This window comes from Proteus penneri, assembly GCF_022369495.1.
Lineage (GTDB): Bacteria > Pseudomonadota > Gammaproteobacteria > Enterobacterales > Enterobacteriaceae > Proteus > Proteus penneri.
Map to the genome: position 1 here is coordinate 3,852,780 of NZ_CP059690.1, position 15,846 is coordinate 3,868,625.

19 protein-coding genes are annotated in these 15,846 nt (G+C 36.5%); 6 read left to right on the top strand and 13 right to left on the bottom strand.

Features of this window, described 5'->3' with window-relative positions; all coding sequences use genetic code 11:
- The first annotated feature begins 5 nt into the window (after positions 1–5).
- Together H1225_RS17475 and H1225_RS17480 are read left to right on the top strand one after the other, a co-directional pair.
- The gene (locus H1225_RS17475) at positions 6–1,151 is read left to right on the top strand and encodes an ABC transporter permease (protein WP_072064546.1); all 1,146 of its coding nucleotides are present in this window, start codon (positions 6–8) and stop codon (positions 1,149–1,151) included.
- Positions 1,151–2,314 carry an ABC transporter permease gene (locus H1225_RS17480; protein ID WP_072064545.1) on the top strand — a complete coding sequence of 388 codons (1,164 nt, stop codon included), beginning with the start codon at positions 1,151–1,153 and terminating at the stop codon, positions 2,312–2,314. Before H1225_RS17475 ends, H1225_RS17480 begins: the two co-directional genes overlap by 1 nt.
- Before the next feature lie 39 nt (positions 2,315–2,353).
- Here the strand turns inward: H1225_RS17480 and H1225_RS17485 are convergent, their stop codons facing one another.
- Together H1225_RS17485 and ubiU are read right to left on the bottom strand one after the other, a co-directional pair.
- Positions 2,354–3,232 (bottom strand): U32 family peptidase, encoded by an 879-nt coding sequence (locus tag H1225_RS17485; RefSeq protein WP_072064544.1) that lies wholly within the window; start codon positions 3,230–3,232, stop codon positions 2,354–2,356.
- A gap of 13 nt (positions 3,233–3,245) precedes the next feature.
- Positions 3,246–4,241, bottom strand: coding sequence for a ubiquinone anaerobic biosynthesis protein UbiU (ubiU, locus tag H1225_RS17490; protein ID WP_006535670.1), 996 nt, complete (start codon positions 4,239–4,241; stop codon positions 3,246–3,248).
- A gap of 216 nt (positions 4,242–4,457) precedes the next feature.
- On the opposite strand from ubiU, the gene ubiT reads away from it, so the two are divergent.
- Together ubiT and H1225_RS17500 are read left to right on the top strand one after the other, a co-directional pair.
- The gene (ubiT, locus tag H1225_RS17495; protein WP_006535669.1) at positions 4,458–4,991 is read left to right on the top strand and encodes a ubiquinone anaerobic biosynthesis accessory factor UbiT; all 534 of its coding nucleotides are present in this window, start codon (positions 4,458–4,460) and stop codon (positions 4,989–4,991) included.
- A complete protein-coding gene (locus H1225_RS17500) occupies positions 4,985–5,491 on the top strand; it encodes a GNAT family N-acetyltransferase (RefSeq protein ID WP_006535668.1) in 507 nt (168 codons plus the stop codon). The genes ubiT and H1225_RS17500 overlap by 7 nt, the downstream gene beginning before the upstream one ends.
- A 2-nt stretch (positions 5,492–5,493) precedes the next feature.
- Here H1225_RS17500 and H1225_RS17505 read toward each other — a convergent pair whose 3' ends face one another.
- Positions 5,494–5,784 carry a GIY-YIG nuclease family protein gene (locus tag H1225_RS17505; protein WP_072064543.1) on the bottom strand — a complete coding sequence of 97 codons (291 nt, stop codon included), beginning with the start codon at positions 5,782–5,784 and terminating at the stop codon, positions 5,494–5,496.
- A 287-nt stretch (positions 5,785–6,071) separates the two neighbouring features.
- On the opposite strand from H1225_RS17505, the gene H1225_RS17510 reads away from it, so the two are divergent.
- Together H1225_RS17510 and H1225_RS17515 are read left to right on the top strand one after the other, a co-directional pair.
- Positions 6,072–6,323, top strand: coding sequence for a YdgH/BhsA/McbA-like domain containing protein (locus H1225_RS17510; protein WP_115065043.1), 252 nt, complete (start codon positions 6,072–6,074; stop codon positions 6,321–6,323).
- A 114-nt stretch (positions 6,324–6,437) separates the two neighbouring features.
- Positions 6,438–6,878, top strand: a complete 441-nt coding sequence (locus tag H1225_RS17515) for a YhbP family protein (protein WP_072064541.1) — start codon at positions 6,438–6,440, stop codon at positions 6,876–6,878.
- A gap of 23 nt (positions 6,879–6,901) precedes the next feature.
- Here the strand turns inward: H1225_RS17515 and H1225_RS17520 are convergent, their stop codons facing one another.
- From H1225_RS17520 to nrdD, 10 genes are all read right to left on the bottom strand, one after another.
- Positions 6,902–7,264 carry a hypothetical protein gene (locus tag H1225_RS17520; protein ID WP_082147380.1) on the bottom strand — a complete coding sequence of 121 codons (363 nt, stop codon included), beginning with the start codon at positions 7,262–7,264 and terminating at the stop codon, positions 6,902–6,904.
- A 177-nt stretch (positions 7,265–7,441) separates the two neighbouring features.
- Entirely contained in the window at positions 7,442–8,692 is a 1,251-nt protein-coding gene (locus tag H1225_RS17525; protein WP_109399649.1) for an ATP-grasp domain-containing protein, read from the bottom strand.
- A 9-nt stretch (positions 8,693–8,701) separates the two neighbouring features.
- The gene (locus tag H1225_RS18460; RefSeq protein WP_006535661.1) at positions 8,702–8,974 is read right to left on the bottom strand and encodes a 2Fe-2S iron-sulfur cluster-binding protein; all 273 of its coding nucleotides are present in this window, start codon (positions 8,972–8,974) and stop codon (positions 8,702–8,704) included.
- Between the two features lie 19 nt (positions 8,975–8,993).
- Entirely contained in the window at positions 8,994–9,899 is a 906-nt protein-coding gene (locus H1225_RS17530) for a diiron oxygenase (RefSeq protein WP_006535660.1), read from the bottom strand.
- A gap of 27 nt (positions 9,900–9,926) precedes the next feature.
- The gene (locus H1225_RS17535; protein ID WP_006535659.1) at positions 9,927–11,108 is read right to left on the bottom strand and encodes an MFS transporter; all 1,182 of its coding nucleotides are present in this window, start codon (positions 11,106–11,108) and stop codon (positions 9,927–9,929) included.
- Between the two features lie 2 nt (positions 11,109–11,110).
- Positions 11,111–11,674 (bottom strand): RBBP9/YdeN family alpha/beta hydrolase, encoded by a 564-nt coding sequence (locus H1225_RS17540; protein WP_006535658.1) that lies wholly within the window; start codon positions 11,672–11,674, stop codon positions 11,111–11,113.
- 5 nt (positions 11,675–11,679) lie between these two features.
- Positions 11,680–12,465, bottom strand: coding sequence for an arylamine N-acetyltransferase family protein (locus tag H1225_RS17545; RefSeq protein ID WP_161669360.1), 786 nt, complete (start codon positions 12,463–12,465; stop codon positions 11,680–11,682).
- Positions 12,466–12,882: 417 nt separating this feature from the next.
- Positions 12,883–13,092, bottom strand: a complete 210-nt coding sequence (locus H1225_RS17550) for a hypothetical protein (RefSeq protein ID WP_072064540.1) — start codon at positions 13,090–13,092, stop codon at positions 12,883–12,885.
- Positions 13,093–13,118: 26 nt separating this feature from the next.
- Positions 13,119–13,583, bottom strand: a complete 465-nt coding sequence (gene nrdG, locus H1225_RS17555; protein WP_161669232.1) for an anaerobic ribonucleoside-triphosphate reductase-activating protein — start codon at positions 13,581–13,583, stop codon at positions 13,119–13,121.
- 4 nt (positions 13,584–13,587) lie between these two features.
- Positions 13,588–15,726 (bottom strand): anaerobic ribonucleoside-triphosphate reductase, encoded by a 2,139-nt coding sequence (gene nrdD / locus H1225_RS17560; RefSeq protein ID WP_072064538.1) that lies wholly within the window; start codon positions 15,724–15,726, stop codon positions 13,588–13,590.
- Positions 15,727–15,846: the final 120 nt, after the last annotated feature.

The window sequence follows — 15,846 nt, forward strand, 5'->3', positions numbered from 1 at the left end:
GAATAATGAGAGTAAAAGCAGCTTGGCGTGGCTTTAGTAGCGCATTTTCACGAGAAACTCATATGGCAGTTCGTAGCCCGGTTTTTCACTGGCTAAGCTGGTTATTTCCATTAATGTTGTTCACGTTAATTAGTGCTAACTTTTCTGAAGGTACATTGCTGAATTTGCCAGTTTCTGTGATCAATAATGATAATAGCCCATTATCGCGAACACTGATCAGAGACTTAAATGCAGGCTCTCATGCGCAATTAAATACGCTAGATGGTAATCCTCGTACTGCAATGGAACGGCTTGGTAGCGCAAAGGATTACGCGATACTTACGATCCCCCGCCATTTTGAAAGCAACGTATTAGCTGGAAAGCAACCCACCACACGTATGTATTACAACGGGTTATATTATGCTGCTGGGAGTTATGCAATACAGGATTTTAGTGGACTAATTGCAGAACTTAATGCGCAATATCGCACGGTCTTAGCGCAAGAAATGAATAAACCTGTTCCACCATTGGCAAAAGTGACTTTCTCTTATGACAGTTTGTTTAATGCCAGTGGTAGTTATATTTATTATCAGCAATTTGCGGCTACGATCCATATGCTTCAACTATTTGTCGTGACCTGTACGATTTATTCGTTGTCGCGCGGTAATATGCTCTTGAATATTAAGCCCTTCACATTTGCACTTATAGGTAAGCTCACTCCTTACACTCTGTTTTTCTTAACCTTATTAATTGTTGAACTAGCAGCATTAGTGCATTTTTCAGGGGCGAAGGTGAATGGTAATCCGCTATATATGGTGTTGGTCGGATTCTTTTATATTATTGCGGCTCAAAGTGTGGGGTTACTGCTTTTTGCGTTTACCAATAGTGCGATCACGGCATACAGTATGATAGGGATGTTGGTGAGTATTGCATTAGCATTTTCAGGCATGGCTGTACCTGAACTCTCAATGATATTACCTGCACAAATTATTTCGAATCTAGAACCTTTAACTCACGCCTTAAATGCGATGTTTGATATCTTTTTAAGAGAAGTATCATTACAAGGTATTTTGTATGTTTGCTCACTCTTGCTGATTTATCCTTTTGCTATCGCCTTCTTAGTTCGCAAACGTATTTTTAAACGATTGGAATTACAGGTAGGTGTTGCATGATGCAGATGTACTTCCAAACCTTTAAGCGCGTTCTATTAGGTATGCTAGAAAAACCTATGTGGATGTTGTTAATTGTTTCTCTGTGTGTGATGAGTTTGGTTTATGCCAAACCTGTTTTATGGGATCTACCTGTCGCTGTTATCAATCAAGATCACAGTCCTGCCAGTTATTCACTTATTCGCGCATTAAACTCGACACCTAAATTAAGCATCAAGAACTATGATAATTTAGATGAAGCACGCCACGATATGATTATGCGAGAGCTTTTTGCCATCATTATTGTACCAACTGATTTTGAGAAGAAATTACTCAATGGTAAAGATGTCACTGTTCCTGTCTTTGGTGATGCCACAAACCGTCTTGCTAGCGGGCAAATTCAGCAGGAATTAATGTTGGCTTATCAACAGTTATTAGATTCTTACAATGGGCGCATTTTACAAAATGCAGGCTTTAGTGTTAAGCAATCAAAAATCCTATTAAAGCCTATTCAGGGTGAAACTATTGCGATGTATAACCCTGGGGTAAGTTTTGCTGCGATTATTTTTCCAGGATTATTAGTGATGTTATTGCAACATTCCCTTTTAATTGCCTGCGTGCGTGTCAGTATTGCCGTGAGAAGTACGCCAAAAGGAAAGCCACCATTAGCGGTCTATTTAGGAGCGCTATCGGCACTTATTCCGATTTGGTTATTTTTATCCGCGGTATTCTTTGCATTATGGCCTTGGGTATTAGGTTATCGCCAAGAGGCTCCACTTTATCAAATCTGGATGCTGACATTTCCATTCTTATTGGCAGTCTTAGGATTAGGTAAATTAATTACAGAATGCTTGCGTAGTGTTGAGATGATTTATCTAACACTGGCATTTGTTACAACCCCTGTGTTCTATATTTCCGGTACGATTTGGCCATTACAAGCGATGCCTAACTGGGTATTTGCCATTTCATCTGCATTACCTTCTACATGGGCAGTAAACGCCATGGCTGGAATTAACCAGATGGGATTGTCATTCCAAAGTATATTAGGTGATATCGTGATGATGCTGGTTTTAGGTGTGATTTACACCGTATTAGGTGTACTGGTGGGAATGTTACGTAATGGTGAATTAAGACATATTACGCACCAATTTAAGCATTGGTTACATCATCGCGGTGAGTCAAAATAAAAAGCCCTTATGGGCTTTTTATTCCAACATATTATATTTTTACTCTACTAATTCCAATCCTGCCAACTTACGCCAATAGCCATTACAGTCATGATGATGAATTGTTGTCAGTGGTTGTTGACCTTGTTCATTTCGTCGAAATTGCTGCAAGGTATCAAAAATCGTGTCAGATTCAGGAGATAAGCGGATAATATCCACTAGACCTGCCATTGACGCTAAATCATTCCCTAAATTGTAACAGTAGCCACTTTGCGTTTGAATACCATTTAAAACAAAGACTTGTTGGTTCTCTTGCGATAATACTTCACGGCCTTGAGGGTATTTTTGGCAACAAGTTTCACAATCATCTTTAGAGCGATTTTCAGAACGGGCAGTAAAACAACGCGCAGAATAGGCTAAAGGAAGATGCCCGTAAGCCAATACTTCAACTTCAAATTTATCTCTAATCGCTAATTCTTCGCATTGAATTAACAGATTATTTAACCACTCACGAGAAAGCTCAACAGGCATACACCAACGTATCATGCCTTGCTTATACAATAAACGTAGTGCATAAGCGTTGTAGCAATTTAACCCATGGCCTGCGACAAAAGGAAGATTACGCTCATAAAGCATGTTGATCACACCAAAATCATGCGCTTCAACTAAAAATTCACCGTTATCAACTAACTTAGCAATTTCTTTTAATTCAGAAGGTGCTTGTAATAACGCTAAGGTAGAAAGAACCACTTGTTTACCACTTTTAGCGACTTCTTTGGCGAGATTTATCCAATCTTGAGGCTTGATTTCCCTGCGCTTACTGCAAACTGTTTCACCTAAATAGATAATATCTGCATCACACTGTTTTGCTTTTTCATAGAAGGTTTCAAGCGTCTCTTTTTGCCAATAATAAAGTACAGAACCTAATGCATATTTCATTTTTATATCCTTATTATTGCCATTTACGGTGATAAGCACCTAAGGTTGTTTGCGTTCCTTCTGATATTTTTCCTAATGCATTCATCCAACGCGGGTGAGTACTAAAACCTTGAGGATCTTTCTTGCATTGATCAATTGCAGCGCGCCAAACTCTTGCGACTTCAGTGACATAAGCAGGGCTACGCTGGCGACCTTCAATTTTGACGGATGCTATATTCATCGCCATGAGTTCAGGTAAGAGAGACAGTGTATTGAGACTCGTTGGCTCTTCTAATGCGTGATAACAGTGATCATCAACAAAATAGCGTCCTTTGCATAATGTCGGGTAACCTGCATTTTCATTGGGTGAATAGCGGTCGATAAGCACATCATTAAGACGAGATTCCATGCCTTGTGGAGTCTGTTGCCAACGTACAAAACGAGCAGGAGAGCAAGCACCAACGGTATTAGGAGATTCACCTGTTAAATAAGAAGAAAGATAGCATCGACCTTCAGCCATAATACATAAGCTACCAAAGGCAAAAACTTCTAAAGGTACTGGACTCGTTTGTGCTAATTGTTTCACTTGATGAAGAGATAGAACACGAGGAAGAACAATACGCGCCACATCGAAGTTACGTTGATAAAATTCAATAGCTTGTGTATTAGTTGCTGAGGCTTGTACAGAAACATGGCGTTCAATATGAGGATAACGCTCTGCAGCGTACTCTAACATGGCGATATCCGCCAAGATAAAAGCATCCGCACCTAAAGATGCTGCCATATCAACGGCTTTTTGCCAGCGGTCAAATCCATCAGGATGAGCAAAGGTATTTATTGCAATATGCAATTTTCGCTGGTGGCGATGAACATAATTAACCGCTTCTTGTAACTTCTTTTCTGTGAAATTTAAACCAGCAAAATGTCTTGCGTTAGTATCATCTTTTAAGCCGATATAAACGGCATCCGCACCATTATCTATGGCCGCTTTTAAGGCAGGTAAATTACCCGCTGGGCACAGCAATTCCATCTTCACTTCCCTTTAGAAATTAAGAATGATCAGAAATTGTAATGAGCAAGATAAAAAAAGGTTTTGATTTAGGGCAGAGAACTCTGTTTTTTGCTTAAGTAAAATCAAAGAACTCAAAATGTGAACAACGGATTAACCGAATATTGATATAGGATCGCAGAATATCTGTCTATATCTGGCACAATAGCCCGTAATTTTATTTATAGGAGTCCGAACGTGTTTAACAAAATTCGTACCCATTTGGTTAAAGAGGGACCTCGTTTTTTACGTTACCCTTTACAAGTTACGCCATTTGCTTTGCAACGTGACATTTTAGAACAGTTCTTAAGTTGGCAATTTCGTGAATCGTTAGCTGAAGGTGATTTACACTTTTTAGAAGATAAATGGCTAAAAGTTGAGATAAGAGACTTACATTTACAGTGGTTTATCAGTGTTCGTGATGATAAATTAGTGGTCAGTCGCTTAGAGAAAGAAGATGTCAGCTTTAGTGGAAATGCTAATGATCTTATTTTAATAGCTGCCCGCAAAGAAGATCCTGACACCTTATTTTTCCAACGTCGTCTACAAATTGAGGGTGATACAGAACTCGGGTTATATGTTAAGAACCTGATGGATGCAATTGAATTAGACTCAATGCCATCTGTGTTGCGTTTTGGTTTATTACAACTGGCTGAGTTTGTAAAAAGTGGGCTTCAAGAAGAAAAAGAAGACACGCTACACAGCCATGAACTGAGCTCAACTTCATGCTAATACGTGTTGAAATTCCCGTTGATATTCCTGCAATTGATAACCTTTTACGCCAAGCGTTTCCGACAAGTGCTGAAGCTGATTTAGTCGGACACTTACGTGAAGAAGGGTTATTAACATTAGGCATGGTGGCAATTAGCGATGAGGGCCAATTGATTGGCTATATCGGTTTTACACCTGTTGATATTGATGGAAAAGATTGTCAGTGGGTAGGGCTTGCACCACTTGCTGTTGCGCCTGATTTCCAAAACCAAGGTATTGGACGTCAACTGATTAATGAAGGGCTAGATAGTCTAAATGAATTTGGTTACGGTGCAGTTGTGGTGTTGGGTGAGCCTGAGTACTATCAAAAATCAGGATTTATCCCAGCTAAGTCACAAGGCTTACATTGCAAATGGCCTGATACAGAAGATGCTTTTCAGCTTTATGCGTTAGAAAATGGCAATGTTGATGATATCCATGGTTTAGTCAACTATTCACCATTGTTTGACCAATTTAGCTAAATTTATTTATCTTGTATTAAATACAGTGCAATGTCTGAAGGCTGGTCAATGATCAGCTTTTCTTTTTGCGTTTTTTTCAGCTGCTTTAATTGGTATTCAAGTTGAGAAGCTCGTTGTCTATCTCCTACCTGACAATAAAACTCTAGTAATAAAGGGCCTTTACCTTTCAGTGCTTTAGCGCCAGTTCCATTCTGATGTTGTTGAAAACGCCTCTCAACATTTGTTGTGATCCCTGTATAAAGAGAACCGAGACGATTTCTAACGATATAGAGTGACCATATTGTCTCCGTCATCATTTTTTCCTTTTCGTGCTATTTTTTCTTTTGATAAATAATATTTCTTAATTTTTTAAGTGAGTAATTTATCGTTTTATCAAAATAAAATCTATTAGATATATCAGTATGTTGTGAAATATTTGTGACAATAGGTTCTACCATTTAAAAAATAACATTCAATTTTTTTGAAAATGAACAGCAATTATTACTAATTTTAAAGTTAAACGAAAGTGCATAATATGATCCACATCACAGAGAGACACTCCGCGATACTTAGCAAAATTAGAATATATTTGGAGTTTATTATGAAAAAATCTACATTAATCGCTGCTACATTAGCTTTAAGCGCTATTTCATTTGGTTCAATCGCATCTGATAGTGTATCAAAAAGTTCTTCGATGAATGGTGAGTATATCACAATCACAGGTAGTGATACTTTAGATGGTTTAACTGCTAAGATTGCCCAAATCGTAAAAGATGAAGGCGCAAAAAGCTTTAAAGTTGTAGGCGCAACAGGTGATAATTACCTCACTGTAGATGCTGAAATTTATCGTTAATATTAACTATTCCAGATAAATAACCTGCAATAAGAGACATTCGGAAAGACGCTCGTTTTGGTGATATAATTATCAACTAAACAGCGTCTCTTTGTGTGTCTATACAGGTATATTATGTCTTCTTCAGATTCGATCAAAATAATTAAACAATATATACGTGATAAGCATGTGTTTACCTTATGCACAACACGTTCATTGAGTGATGTTTGGTGTGCTAATTGTTTTTATTGGTTTGATGAAAATCAGATGAGACTTGTTTTTCTTTCTGAAAAGAAAACACGGCATGCTCAAATGATGCAGGAAAATTTATTAGTTGCAGGAAGTATTAGTACCCAAGAAATTGCAGTATCCGATCTGCAAGGTATTCAATTTACAGGTTCGGTTGCTTTATTGGCTGGTAAGGACGACATCAATGCAAGAAAACATTATTGTTTACGTTTTCCTGTTGCATTAGCCGCCATCCATGTGCCTTTATGGGAATTGCAATTACAAGAAATTAAGATGGTCAATAATCAGTTAGGCTTTGGAACTAAGCTCTATTGGCAGCGTGACTAAACTTATTTTTTCTTAACTTTCTACTATTCCCAAAAATAATGATTTTTTTGTTCCCATCCTTTTAAAGACATACAAGAAGTGTAGAAGGTTTTTCTGTCTTCTTGATTAATGTCTTCAACATAGCTTTCTGTCATGGGTACACGTTCAGTGTAGGTTTTTTTATCACCACAATGGTCTTTATCATCCTTACGACATGTCTTTTGTACATCACGATAGACAGTCCGTTGTAGCACTTCTTTGCGGATAGGGTAGCGAGTATTGGCATCGAAATCACAAATGAGTTTTGCTTCTTGTAACGTGTAATCTGATGCACCTTGAGGTTCCCAAGTAGTGCTGCAACCCGAAAGTAAGATCATTGAAAATACAGAGAAGAGGGCCAATTTCATATCAAATATCATCATAAAAAGAATAGTTAAGAGTATTAATAATAAAACAAAACTAATCACTTTTACCATCTTTTTTGAAAATGATTCGCATTTGATAACAGGAGTGATTAAGTAAGTATTTGGATAACCTACTACTGGATAAAATATATAAAGACCAATATCGTAAGATTTAGTGAGTTATATAATACTAATTAATGCTCCTTTTTTTTCTAAATCAGCTACAACTTGTACATCGGTTGACAAAGCCAAATATTCTTCATTAAACAAAACAATTCTTCCATAAGATGTCACTAAATCAGTCGTTTTTTGTAAATAATCATTAGGTTTGTATTTACAGATGGTAAAACCATAGCTTTTTAAGGTACTACACTGTTTCTCAATATTTATTTCTTTTATATGCCCTTGATTGGGGGCGCAGAGAAAATACTCGACTGCATAACGTTGTAAAACAGGTGAAGTGCAAATTGCGTCTGTGAATTGGTGGGGGGCTATACGGACTAGTAGACTCATATCTATTAGAGAGTGTGAATTACATCGTTCAACAAGGCTTGGTCCAAGACCTCCATGCATTCTTGCTCCAGATTCAATCAGTACTGGGCCATTTGAAGACATAATTATCTCATTATGTGAAGTACCATTTTTGATACCGAGTGAAGTAAGTACAGATTTTGTATAGTCAACCAGTTCTGGAAATAGATTAACAGGCTCCGTAACCATCTGATGATAAATTGGAATGCCATTTACTTTTTGTTTTAGATACTTAAATATATTTACAATGAAATGTACACCATTACTACTCACTGCATCTACTACATATTCTATACCATTGATTTTTTGTTCAATAAGTAATTCTTTGTTTTTATTTCCAGAGTAATCAAATGTATTTATTAACAAGTTAAATGCATTTTTTATTTCAGCCGTATTTTTACAGAAAAATACACCTTCGGTTCCAAAGGAACAAACGGGTTTTATTACATATTCCTTGAAGGGGTTTTCTTCACACCATGTTAATATTTTGGATAATTGACCCGAGCGATAGTGAGGAATGTAACGAATCCCATCAAGCATCAATTGTTTCTGCATCAGATATTTATCACGCCTAGCTTGGCTGAGTTTAAATAGATTAGGGAGTAGATTCCATCTATGACAAAGTAGATCAAAAATAAGAACTCCAGGCTCTGAACCACATATGATGAAATCAGGTGCACGCCCCAGTGCTAATTCTATTTGCTGTGCAGCTTCTTCATGTGAAGCATAATTAAACACAGCAGAATAATCCTCTTCCTTGAACGTAGACACAATCGTAGGAGGAAGATTATTATTTGTAATCAGAGCAATAACGTTATATCCATAAAGTTCTTTAACTCTATTTGCAAAAATAGCGCCACTGGAAAATGGATCTACGATCAATACATATTTATCGTTCATTTAACCTCCTTATATAATTTCAATCTCGAAATCTTCATCAGGAAAGGAACAACAAGCAAGGTAGATGTTTTCAGCTATTTCCTTTTCTGATAAACAAAAATCGGGATTATTTCTGACTTTTCCATTTTTTAATTTATATTTACAACTACCACATATTCCCAAATGGCATTTGTGTCTAATAGGAATGTTGTGATGTAACAGATTATCAAGAACACTTTTATTGTTATCGACTAATAATTCACAATTAAGATCCTGGACTTGAATAATGCAGATAGATTCCATTTTTAGCTCATTATTGGCGCTATAAGCCAATTCTAGAAATAATAGCTTCCACAGATTCAAGATAAATATTTATCTCATTACAATTATCTGTTTCTTCAATGATTTCTCTCGCATAGGGCATGCGAGAAAGTCTGAAGGCTTCTTTCCAAGCTCCCAGTTCATTATTGGCAAATAAATCAGCAGTTCTTAACATAATATTTTTCATGTGCTTGCGTTCACTAAAGGTTAAATCTCGCACAATATCATAAGCAACATAGCTGAATACGCTTGAATGGCTCCATTCATCTTGAGCATGAACTTTTGTGACTTCATGGCAAAGTCTTTGAATACTATTATCTTCAGCCATGACTTTCAGATAATCAGTTATGAGGGTTTCGCTCGCACATGCTACTGCAAAACAAGTAAGCCTTCTTTGCCATTCTGCATTACAATCAGCAAGCATCATCTGGCGACATTTAATTAAATTAAAATCTGTATAATGTAGAGGCTCTAATCTTCGACGGTCGTATATATAGTTACAGGCTATTATTGACATTCTAGTATGTAATGCTTCATCCAAAAGGGCTTCGGACATTACATCCTGTAATTCCACTCTATTTATCGAATTTATTGGAGGACGTTTTATAATATCTTCACAGGCAGGCGTCACGACATCGCATTCTATATAGATTGTTTTTAGGTTATAAATACCCCATGCATAAGATAAGCAACGGCTTTTAATATCTTGAGATGCTTCTCTCCATGCATCATGGTTTCGAAATGGCAATAACGATTCGCTAAAATCACTCTTTGATGGTTCAAAAGCTAATTCAGAATAATCAGTGTGTTTGTTGTTTACCGCTGCTCGGTTTTTCCAGAGTGCAGAAAGTTTTTTCAGCATAAATGCAACATTTTCACTATCTGGTATTACAATATCCTTTGTCATAATTAATTCCTTTTAAATATTAATTTCCTACTTATTTTCCCTGCGAATAAAACTCATAAAAATGGCACCTATAAGTGCGAAAATAGAAGAAATTATTAATGTATATTCCCATTGGGCCTCATCTAATAGTTTTCCATAAAAGACAGCAGATAGCGCACTACCCAGATAAAAGGCAAGCTGTCGTATACTTGTAGATAAAAGCATTCTCTTCTTGGCAAAACCTGTAATTGCAAGAGTATCCAATAATGGCATTAGGCAATAGTTGAGAAATAGCCTAATAAAATAGAGTGAGGTGAAAATGATTAACGGTATATTATATGAGGCTAGATAGAGGCATAACGCAGTTAGTATACCCACAATAATAATAGTTGGCTTTAGGGGGAAGTTTTTAACTAAAAGTGGGGCACATAATGCACCAATGATGCTAACAATTTTATCTCCTCCCATTATTAATGCTATTTCACTGACATTTATGGAGTAAGCTAGGCTAATCACAATATTTATAAATCGAAAAATGAGAGTAATAGAGGCTCCTAGAAGTAGTGATGCAATGAATAGAGCGACGAAATTCTTCCACTCCATATTGTTATCCCAAGTAAATTTTCTAATATCTCGTTCAGGTTCTGAGATACCTTGGATAGATTTCGCACGAAAATAAATCATTAAAAGAGAAACTATAAAAGATGCAATGAGAAGCCCTTGGTAATTGGTTAAGGCTGTTGCGGGAGAATAATAGGTTACTAAACTGGTTACTACTGAACCTATCATTGCTGCCCATAAGTAAGAAACAAAGAAATAACTGAATAATGTTGTTCTATATTCAACCTTAATGTTGGAACCAATCAAAGAATTTCCCAAAGATAAGAGAGCTATCATGCCAGAAAGGATAAATCCTAATGCGATAGCACTACTCCATACGGATGTCAGTATTGGAAGTAAAATAAATGGGATTGCATAAACAAATGAAAAAAGAAGGAGTAACTTTTTTTGAGACATTCGTCTACTCAAATAGATCAGAGGAATTACGGCACAAGCCATCATTACCATTGCTATTGCATATATGTAACCTGTCGTAGTCTTGTCTACACCACGAGTTTCAAGATAAAAATTATATATAGCATCGAATATCCCATTACTTAATCCCATCAAAAATGTTGCGATAAGAAAGTGAAGCACAATAGGATTGAAATGTTTAATCTTTCTAAACATTGTTATACCTTTTTTCTTGTATGTAATAATGGGATCCTCGTGAATTCTTCAAATAATTTTTCACCTTCTATCCATTCGCCATATCCAGATGCGCTATGAATATGTCCAGCCCCTTGAACGCAATATGTTTTACTTCCCCACAATTCAGCGAGTGCACGTGCACGAGTTTTACTGAGGTATTTATCATTATCGCTATATATCAGTAATGATCGTACACCTAATGGTGTTGATGGTAGTGGTCGTTGCTGATGAATTGGAGAGATTGCTGATTTAGCATCTACATCGGCTGGTGCTACAAGGATAATGGCTTTTATTTTGTTACATCTGTTAGAAGATGCCCACTGCGCAATAGTGACTGCACCACAACTATGACCAAGAAGTATAATATCTCCATCGGTTTTATTAATAATTTCGTTAAGTTTTTCAATCCACTCAGAACGGGAGGGATTATTCCAATCATTTTGTTGTACACGAGTGACATTGGTATATTTTTTTTCCATATAGGATTGCCAATGATCTGCACCAGAATTTGTATATCCAGGAACGATGAGATAAGTCGCTCTCATTTAATTTATTCCTCTCGTATTTGTTGAAAGGGAATTTCAATGCCAAAATTTTCTAATAACAAATCCGATAGTTCTCGTTTATTCGCAATTTGAAAAGATGAAGATAGATATCCTCTAACTTCAGTAAAAACATTATTTCGGATACTTATTCTTCCATTTTCTTTTGGTAAACTAGCAACTATATTGGTATTAAGAAGACTTTCTGAGGAATTAATTGTGTAAAAATGAGCCATACTTATATCGGGTTCTAGTGCCTCTATATCGTGAAAGGCATATATATTTTCCCAAATTGCATCATGTTGACTATTTTCCTTTATTGAAACAATCCACCCAAATTCAGAATGCCAATTAACTTTTGAAGAAAGAAAAGAATGCTCATGTACATAACCATCTATCAACATCAGTGGTGAGCGAGGTCCTTTTGCACCATATCCAATATCAAATATCCATTTGGTTTCATCAATTGTTACAATAAAGAGTAGATGTGTTGTAGGTGTTATTAATGGAGTTAAAAGCCTTGCTAACCTAACACTATACGAGTAGCCAATGTGCTCAAAGAATGATTTAATTAAAATAGAAAAATCAAAACAAATGCCACCTCTTTTATTAAATATTATTCTATTTGCAATATTTTGATAAGAAAGAAGTTTAAAAGTGTTTTTTTTCATTTCAATATTTTCAAACGGAATAGAATAAAAATGTGCATGATGAAATTTAGATAGAAATTTATAATTTGCAACTAATGGAAGATCTATATTTAATCGCTTTAGATAATGATGTATGTATTTCATATTTATTGATCTCTAATTTAATTTCTATCTGGAATTATAGAAAAGATAAATAATGCAATCATAATTTTAAATCTTTAATTAAAATATGGGTTGTTAAAAACATATTACATAAAAAAATCCTGATCAATATTTTTTTACCAAATTGAATCTTTTATTAATAGATGCGGTTATTTTAATTTCTTTGTATTTTAATTATATTTAAATATATTGATTTAATAATAATTATTTTATTTTTTATTTTTTATTTTGATATTTTTAATTAAATTTATAGTTGAAATGAAAAATGAGAATATTTAAATAATTATTGATTATATTAAAAGGCCTGATCCCAGTTGAATATCGGAATCAGGCCTTACAAGTTACTTAATAAAAGTGTCCAATTTCAAGGATCCACTTCAAAAAATGGGCTTTTAGGTGTTATTCAAATGATGAAAGATTTTTTTCTATCTCTGCATCTATTTCAGTGTGTTGAAGATGTTTAACACCGAGTTTCTTTTTCAATTCAGTGCCTAGCTTCACGAGTTGTTCTCGATTCGCTTTAGACTGCTTCTTACCCCATTTTTTTAAATGGTAGTTCAGTTCATGATCTTCAGAAAAGCTTACATATTTATTATCACTTAAAGGCATACATCCTCCAGTTAATTCAATGTGTATTATTTCAACTTATGGATCACCTGATTACGACTACCACGCCACAGTAATGCGGGATCATAAAGTTCTTGTATGAATTTTCCATCAATCAGTACGTTAATATAGTTAACGACTTCTTGCTGCTCTGGGGTTAAGTCTGCTAGCAAATAGCCAGTCCAAACCCAAATATCTTTTTCAGGGCATTGCGTTTTAACACGTTTTACCAATTTTAATATAGCAGAAAGATTTTGAGGGTGTAGGGGATCGCCACCTGAAAGTGATAATCCTTGTCGTTTGATTCGACTGTCTTGAAGATCGGCAATAATCTGATCTTCCATCTCTTGTGTAAATGGCTTGCCTGACGTTAATGACCACGTTGATTTGTTATAACAGCCTCGGCATTGGTGTATGCACCCTGAAACAAACAGGGTGCAACGAGTACCTGGACCATTGACAACATCAACAGGGTAATATTGATGGTAATTCACACTCTTAACCTAACTGACCATTTGCCAGATGTTTCACACGACGTTTAACTTCTTCTTGCTTACCCGCATTAAATGGACGTGAATCTGGGCTACCTAAATATCCACATACACGGCGAATAACAGACACTCTTGCTGGATTGTGATTACCACAACGTGGGCAAGTAAACCCTTTGCTAGTGCAAGAGAATTCGCCGGTATAACCACAGTCATAACATTCATCAATCGGAGTGTTTGTCCCGTAATAAGGAACTCGGGTATAGCTGTAATCCCACACATCTTCTAATGCTTTAAGGTTATGTTGTAAGTTGGGATATTCGCCATAGCAAATAAAACCGCCATTGGCTAATGGTGGATAAGGTGCTTCAAAATCTAGTTTGTCGTATGGATTTACTTTCTTTTCAACATCTAAGTGGAAGCTATTGGTGTAATAACCTTTATCTGTAACACCAGGAATAATGCCAAACTCAGCTGCATCTAAACGACAGAAGCGATCACATAAGTTTTCACTTGGTGTGCTGTAAAGGCTAAAGCCATAACCTGTCTCAGCTTTCCACTGATCTGTTGCTTCGCGTAGACGATTGATAATCGCCACCGCTTTTTCTCTTAAGATCTCGTCATCAAAAACGTGAGTTTGAGTACCAAACAGTGCATTAATGGTTTCATGGACACCGATATAACCTAATGAGATTGATGCTCTGCCATGTTTAAAGATTTCAGCTACATTATCATCTGCTTTTAAGCGAACACCACAAGCACCTTCCATATAAAGGATTGGGGCAACACGGGCTTTGACGTTTTCTAAACGAGCAATACGTGTCATCAGTGCTTTTTTCGCTAATTCGAGGCGAGAGTCAAGTAGTGACCAAAACGTGGCTTCATCACCTTGAGCTTCAATAGCGATACGCGGTAAGTTCAGGCTGATAACGCCTAGGTTATTACGACCTTCATGGATCATCTCACCATTTTCTTCGTAAACACCTAAGAAGCTACGGCATCCCATCGGCGTTTTAAATGAACCCGTTACTTTAACCACTTGATCGTAATTTAAGATATCGGGATACATGCGTTTACTTGCACATTCAAGAGCAAGTTGTTTGATATCGTAATTAGGATCACCAAATTTATGGTTTAATCCATCTTTAATGGCAAAAACGAGTTTAGGGAAAACCGCCGTTTTACGGTTTTTGCCTAAACCCGCCATACGATTTTCAAGAATAGAACGTTGAATTAAACGTGCTTCTTTTGACGTACCAAGGCCAAAACCAAAAGTGACAAATGGTGTTTGTCCATTAGCGGTATGTAGTGTATTAACTTCATACTCTAAAGATTGGAATGCGTCGTAACACTCTTTTTCAGTGCGCGCATTGGCATAGGCTTCTTTATCAGCAATTTGCCATTCTTGCGCGACTTTATAGTGTTTGTCATAACTTGATTTTACAAACGGCGCTAATACTTCATCGATACGATTTATCGTTGTACCACCATAAATATGGCTTGCCACTTGTGCGATAATTTGTGCAGTTACTGCTGTTGCTGTTGAAATAGATTTAGGGGGTTCTATTTCCGCATTTCCCATTTTAAAACCATTGTTTAACATGCCGTTAAGGTCAATTAGCATACAGTTAAACATAGGGAAAAACGGTGAATAATCGAGATCATGATAATGAATTTCACCACGCTCATGAGCGAGTACCACATCTCTTGGCAGGATATGTAATTTTGCGTAATGTTTAGCCACAATACCCGCAAGTAAATCACGTTGGGTAGGGATAACCTTACTGTCTTTATTCGCATTTTCATGAAGAATAGAGACATCACTTTGTTCGATAAGACCTCGGATTTCCTGAGTTAATCTTCCTCGTTGCTCACGGGCAACATCTCGGTCATGACGGTATTCAATATAGGCTCTGGCAACATCTTTATGCTTGCCAGCCATCAGCTGATTTTCTACGGCGTCTTGGATCTCACGGATATCGACATTCGAACGTCCTGCGAGAGATTGTGAAACAGATTGAGCGACAGATACGCAATAATCATCATCAGTGATCTCACAAGCTACGGCGGCTCTTTTGATAGCATCGCTGATGCGGGTTTGGTCAAAAGAGACTTTACATCCGTCTCGTTTTATCACTATGGTTTTCACAATCTTACTCCTTAACTATTTATCCACAGGCTCAAATCCCATAAAAGCAGGTGATGGCACAGCATTCAGGCTCATTGTGGATAAGATGTGTATAATTACTATATGTTGTAGGTCTGTATG